Here is a 6,110-nt window from a genome sequence, read left to right as displayed (position 1 = left end):
CCCCGGAGCACGCCCTGTTTATCGACGGCGTCCTCATACCCGTGCGGGAACTCGTGAACGGGATCTCGATCGTGCCTGCGCTGCCCGAGGGCACAGAGGTCATTGAGTATTTCCAGATCCTGCTCGACAGCCATGAGGTGATTCTGGCCGAGGGGGCCCCGATCGAGACCTATCTCCTGCGCGGGCGCGATTACGAGAGCTTCACGAACTTCATCGAATACGAGCGGCTCTACGGGCATGAACCGCGTCCCGCGCTGACGCCTTTCGCGCCCTTGGTGAGCTACAATGGCGGCCGGGCGCACCTGAAGGCGCTGCTGCTCCTTGGAATGTCTCCCTTCGTCCAGGTTCGTGACCCTGTCGGAAGTGCATACGAGAGACTCGCCACAAGGGCAGACGAACTCGTTAGGTAGGGAAATCAGCTCAGATCGCCCGTGAGCCCGCTGCGATGTGCCGCTTGGCTCTGCGTAGGCCTGATCTCCTATTTGTCACTCATTCCGAAGAGCATGGAAGTGCGGACCTTTGCCCCTGCAGGCGTGGAACACGCCATTGCCTATGGGGCTACTGCCGGGCTCTTCGTCCTTGCATATCCCAGAGCGACATGGCTGATCGTCGGGTCACTTTCTGCCTACAGCAGTTTGATGGAGCTTTTGCAAAACTTCTCGCCTGGCCGGCACCCCGGTGTTGACGGAGTGCTTTGGAGCAGCGCAGGCGCAATCATAGGCGGATTGATCCTAACCCTGGTTCGATCCCATCGCACAGCGACCAAGCAAGGATCCGTTGGCTGCCACATGCAGAGGTAAGTGGCAGGTTCATCCCTCGAAGTGGCGCAACTCGAGGATATCGTCAGGCGGCCGGCGTCGGCCTGAGAACAGGCCGGAAGAGGCAAATGCGCCACGGTCGATATGATGACCCGCAGTTCCCGCCTCATAAAATACAAAGAAAACCGCGCCCTTGGCCATGTGCGGAGCCGTCGAGTTTTGGATCCCTAAAACTGGGAGGCCTTGCAGGGTTGGTGGCTCATCGATTCCGCACGGTGTTCACGAAGCCGGACCGATCACCGTTTCTGCTACGCTACTTCCCATTCCTTTCCAATCTCAGCTCCTGAGAAGCCGAAGCAAGGCAATCTGGGCGAAAGGGTTGATTTTAATGGTACCGCCGCCCCGGCTCGAACGGGGGACCCCCAGATCCACAATCTGGTGCTCTAACCAACTGAGCTACGGCGGCCCGCGACCGGTGGTGTAGCCGCGACCGGCGGTGATTTCAAGGCGCTTGAGAGCGCAAAAGCAAAGGGCGGACCTCACGGCCCGCCCTTCTTCCGAAATCAGCCGGAGTTCTTACTGACCGGTGGCACCGGCGGCCTTCAGAACCGGGGTCCAGCGTGCGACCTCGCTGTCGACGAGTTTCTGGAGGCCCGCAGGGGTCCGCTCCTCCGCGGTCGGGAGGACGCCGCCGAGATCGGCGAGGCGCTTCTTCGTGTTCTCGTCCTCGAGGGACTTGACGAGGGCGTCGTTCAGCTTGGTGACGACCTCCTGCGGCACGCCCTTCGGAGCGAAGACCGCGTTCCAGGCGCTCACCTGGTAGTCGGGAAGGCCGGCCTCCTTCGTGGTCGGCACGTTCTGGAGCGCGGGCGAGCGCTCCGGCGTCGCAATCGCGAAGGCCTTGATGTTGCCGGCCTGGATCTGCGGCGCCACGTTGACGATCTGGTCCGTCATGAGGTCGACGGTGCCGGCCATCAGGTCGTTGAGCGCCGGGCCGGTGCCCCGATACGCCACGAAGGTCGGCTTGATGTCGATCGTCGAATTGAACAGCACGCCCGTCGAGTGGGAGACCGATCCCACGCCCGCATGGGCCATGTTCACCTTGTCGCCGTTCTTCTTCAGGTAGGTGATCGCTTCCTGAAGATTGTTGGCGGGGAAGTCCTTCTTCGCCACGATGAGGATCGGCGTCCCGGCCGCGAGGCCGATCGGCGCGAAGTCCTTGGTGGGATCGTATTTGAGGTTCGGGTAGAGCGCCGGAGCGGCGCCATGGGTCCCCATGTGGCCCATCATGATCGTGTAGCCATCGGGCTGCGCCTGGCTTGCCCGCGTGATGCCGGTGGTGCCACCGGCGCCGGCGACGTTTTCGACCACGATCTGCTGGCCCAGCGTTCTGGACATGTGATCGGTCACGATCCGGGCCACGACGTCCGTCGGGCCGCCAGCCGCGAAGGGGACGATCATGGTGATCGGCCGGTTCGGGTAGTTCTGGGCCTGGGCCCCGGTCACCGCGAGGCCAAGGGCCGCCGCGACGGTGAGAAGGGTCGTCTTCATTCAATCCTCTCAAGTAGTCGCCGACCCGGGTGGGTCGGCCGGATACAAGGCAAGAGCAGCCTTGGCGCTATAAGCGGCCAAAGATGACTACTCGGTGAAAACCTCATCGCGACCTTTGCGGATCGAGGGCAGGACCGCGATCACCAAGAGGATCACGGCCACGGCGAGCAGAACGGCGCTGACCGGTCGCTCGACGAAGGTCGTCAACTCACCCCGCGAGATGATGAGCGCGCGCCGGAGATTTTCCTCCATGAGCCGGCCGAGCACGAAGCCGAGCAGCAGGGGAGCCGGCTCGAACCCGAACTTGATCAGCGTGAAGCCGACCAGCCCAAAGAACGCGATGAACATCACGTCGGTCGGCAGCGAGTTGATCGTGTAGATCCCGATGCAGCAGAACATCAGGATCGCGGGGAACATGAGCCGGTACGGCACTTTCAGGAGCCGCACCCACACGCCGACCAGGGGCAGGTTGATGACGAGGAGGATCAGGTTGCCAATCCACATCGACGCGATCATGCCCCAGAACAGGTTCGGGTTCTTGGTCATGACCTGCGGCCCCGGGATGATCCCGTGGATCGTCATCGCGCCCACCATCAGCGCCATCACGGCGTTCGGCGGAATGCCGAGCGTCAGGAGCGGGATGAACGAGGTCTGCGCGCCGGCATTGTTGGCGCTTTCCGGCCCCGCCACGCCCTCGATGGCGCCGCGCCCGAAGCGGCTCGGGTCCTTCGCGATCTTCTTCTCGACCGTGTAGGACGCGAACGGCCCGAGCACGGAGCCGCTGCCGGGCAGGATGCCGAGGGCGGCGCCGATTGCTGTCCCACGCAGCACCGGGCCGGCGCTCTGGCGGAAATCCTCCATGTTCGGGAGGAGACGGCCGATCGCTTTGCGGACGACGTCGCGGGTCTCGGTCTGTTCGAGGCTGCGCAGGATCTCCGAGATGCCGAACAGGCCCATCGCGAGAACCGCGAAGTCGACCCCATCGGAGAGGAACTGCAGACCGAAGGTCATGCGCTCCTGGCCGGTCTCGAGGTCGGTGCCGACGGTCGAGAGCAGGATGCCGAGAAGGATCATCGCGACCGCTTTCAGAAGCGAACCGCGCGCCAGCACGATCGCGAAGATCAGGCCCATGACCATCAGGGAGAAATATTCCGCCGGGCCGAAGAGCAGCGCGAGCTTCGTCAGGGGCGCCCCGAGCGCGGCGATGATGACCGTCGAGACCGTCCCCGCGAAGAAGGAGCCGATCGCCGCGATGCCGAGGGCGATGCCGGCCCTCCCCTGGCGGGCCATCTCATGGCCGTCGAGAGCCGTCACGACGGCGCTCGCTTCGCCGGGGATGTTGACCAGGATGGCCGTGGTCGAGCCGCCATACTGCGCGCCGTAATAGATGCCGGCGAGCATGATCAGGGCGCCGACCGGGTCGATCCCGAAGGTGATCGGCAGCAGCATCGCAATCGTGGCGGTCGGGCCCACTCCGGGCAGAACGCCGATCAGCGTGCCGACGAGACAGCCGATGAAGGCGAGGCCGATGTTCTGGAGCGTGAGCGCAACCGAGAAGCCGAGGCCGAGATTGGATAGGAAATCGCCCATCAGACCCTTCCGGAATTTTCGATGATCTCGGCGTCGGGGGATCGAGGCCGGCTCGGGAGGATGAAGAAGACGGCGGCGGCGAGGACGGCAAGAACCGCCGCCGTCAGCCGCAGGATCGCCTTCTGGCTCCAGCCCGCCGGGAAGAGGTCCAGCAGGGCATTCGGGAAGACGGGAAGGGGCAAGTTGAGAATGTCTCCGAAGAGCACCATGCAGAACGCCGTCAGGCCAAAGCCCATGATGAGGAGTTCCTTGAGCCGGGCTTCGGGTGTCGCGAAGCCTCCCACAACCACTGCGAGCGGGCCTGCCACGACGAGGCCGAGCCCCGGCACGGTCAGCCCGGCTATCGAGAAGGGGCGGATGGTGACCGCAAACGCGAGAATGCCCAGCACCACGAAGAGAGGCCCGCGCAGGCTCCAGCGATCGAGGCGTTCTCCGTGGGCGAGAAACGGCGACACGATCAGCGCGACGCCGCAGGCCCCGACGGCAATCGCGAGCCAGCGCGGCATCATCGCCGGCCCCATCGCGCGGAGCGTTCCCTGCGAGAGATCCCGCGTGAGGTAGAGCGCGAGGACCGCGATCCCCAACAGCATCAGGCCGCCCACGAAATTCTGGGATCCCGCAAATGACCCTGTCGTCCCGGGTCCGTCCGGGCTCTTTCCGTAGTCGGACATGAATGCTCCTCTCCCACCGGAATCTTGGTTCTGGTTAAACCCGGTGCATCGGGACCGCCTTTTGCCCCAAGCAACGGTCCCGGATCAAGCTTGGTCGGGAACCGGCTGGCCCGAAGCGCCTAAAAGCGACCTCACCGACACCCGCACTCTGCGCCTCCGCTGGGCGGAACGGGATGCTCGTCCCACGGTAGCCTCCACGGAGCAGGCAAGTGGAATCAGGCCTTCCCTCCTGCCCTGCACGGTCGAACCCGAGCCCTCCCACCTGCGTCCGGCGGCCATCGGCTTTGCTCCCGCGGCCGCTGCTCTAGTTAAGCTGTCAAAACAGGCGCGCGACATGGAATTCCTGTCCGGACCGTGGCTCTTATCTGTCCTCCAGATCGTCTGGATCGACATCCTCCTGTCCGGAGACAACGCGGTCGTCATCGCGCTCGCGTGCCGCTCGCTCCCGGCCCATCAGAAGCGGCTCGGGATCTTTCTCGGGGCGACCGTCGCAGTGGCACTGCGGATCGTCTTTGCGCTCGTCATCTCGATTTTGCTCGGTGTGCCCTACCTGCGCATCGCCGGCGGCCTCCTGCTGTTCTGGATCGCGACGAAGCTCGTGGTCGGCGAGGACGAGGACGGGCACGATATCGCCGCCTCCGACAATCTCTGGAGGGCGGTCCGGACGATCGCGTTGGCCGATGCGGTGATGAGCCTCGACAATGTGGTGGCGATTGCCGCTGCTTCCCGCGGGCACCCCGAGCTCTTCGTTTTCGGGCTGCTTCTGTCGATCCCTCTGATCATGGTGGGCGCGACGCTGATCACCGCCCTGATCGCGCGGTTTCCGATCTTCGTCTGGGCCGGCGCCGCCCTGCTCGGCTACATCGCCGCGGAGATGATCGTGACGGATCCCGCCGTTCTCTCGTGGCTCGGCCACTGGCCCTCCCTGGTGGTCGCCGGGACGGAAGGTTCGCATCCGAGTGATCTTCTGCACTGGGCCGCGACGGTGTCCGGAGCTTTGCTCGTCACCGTGGTCGGCTTCGTCCTTGCGCGCAACGGCGGCCGGGGCACCGCCAAGACGATGTAGCCGGGCTCTTCGTCGTGGCGGGTCAGCTCTTCAGCCGGGTGCGGATGCGGGAGATGAGCCCGTCACGCACATCGCGATAGGCTTCCAGGCGCTGCTCTCGCGCCCCCTGAACGAGGCTCGCGTCCACCGTCGGCCAATACTCGACCGCGACGGCGAGGCTCCGCGTCAGCTCAAGGGCGGCATGGTGAGCCTCGGGCGACAGCGAGATGACGAGGTCGAAGTTCAGCCCCTCCCATTCCTCGAGCTCCTCGAGAGTCCGCGGGCGGTGTCGGGAGGCGTCGATCCCGATTTCCCCGAGAACGGTCGTGACGAAAGGATCGATTTCGCCTTTCCGGACCCCGGCGGATTGGACATAGATCGACCGGCCGAAATAGTGGCGTGCTATCGACTCGGCCATGGGCGAGCGGATGGCGTTGTAGGCGCACACGAATAGGACCGAATGGATTTTCGCGGGGCGGGATGCCTCAGCCACGC

General features: G+C 64.6%; 6 protein-coding genes and 1 tRNA gene. 2 read left to right on the top strand and 5 right to left on the bottom strand.

From position 1 onward, the window contains the following. Positions 1-410, top strand: a 410-nt coding sequence (locus BN1233_RS22110) for a Hint domain-containing protein (RefSeq protein WP_046865755.1), incomplete at its 5' end; no start/stop codon positions are given. A 737-nt stretch (positions 411-1,147) separates the two neighbouring features. Here the strand turns inward: BN1233_RS22110 and BN1233_RS22105 are convergent. The 4 genes from BN1233_RS22105 to BN1233_RS22090 form a co-directional block, all read right to left on the bottom strand. Further along, positions 1,148-1,224: transfer RNA gene (locus BN1233_RS22105), tRNA-His, on the bottom strand. A 110-nt stretch (positions 1,225-1,334) separates the two neighbouring features. Next, on the bottom strand, positions 1,335-2,309 hold the full coding sequence (locus tag BN1233_RS22100; RefSeq protein WP_046865754.1) for a tripartite tricarboxylate transporter substrate-binding protein: 975 nt from the start codon (positions 2,307-2,309) through the stop codon (positions 1,335-1,337). Positions 2,310-2,396: 87 nt separating this feature from the next. Beyond that, on the bottom strand, positions 2,397-3,899 hold the full coding sequence (locus tag BN1233_RS22095; RefSeq protein ID WP_046865753.1) for a tripartite tricarboxylate transporter permease: 1,503 nt from the start codon (positions 3,897-3,899) through the stop codon (positions 2,397-2,399). Further along, entirely contained in the window at positions 3,899-4,570 is a 672-nt protein-coding gene (locus BN1233_RS22090) for a tripartite tricarboxylate transporter TctB family protein (protein ID WP_046865752.1), read from the bottom strand. The genes BN1233_RS22095 and BN1233_RS22090 overlap by 1 nt, the downstream gene beginning before the upstream one ends. A gap of 334 nt (positions 4,571-4,904) precedes the next feature. Between BN1233_RS22090 and BN1233_RS22085 the strand changes: the two genes are divergently transcribed. After that, entirely contained in the window at positions 4,905-5,636 is a 732-nt protein-coding gene (locus BN1233_RS22085; protein ID WP_046865751.1) for a TerC family protein, read from the top strand. Positions 5,637-5,658: 22 nt separating this feature from the next. Here the strand turns inward: BN1233_RS22085 and BN1233_RS22080 are convergent, their stop codons facing one another. Next, positions 5,659-6,108 (bottom strand): arsenate-mycothiol transferase ArsC, encoded by a 450-nt coding sequence (locus BN1233_RS22080; protein ID WP_063776658.1) that lies wholly within the window; start codon positions 6,106-6,108, stop codon positions 5,659-5,661. Between the last annotated feature and the right edge of the window lie 2 nt (positions 6,109-6,110).

Origin of the sequence: Microvirga massiliensis (assembly GCF_001006805.1) — a bacterium.
Taxonomy (GTDB): domain Bacteria; phylum Pseudomonadota; class Alphaproteobacteria; order Rhizobiales; family Beijerinckiaceae; genus Microvirga; species Microvirga massiliensis.
This window is presented reverse-complemented; position numbering and strand designations above follow the sequence as displayed.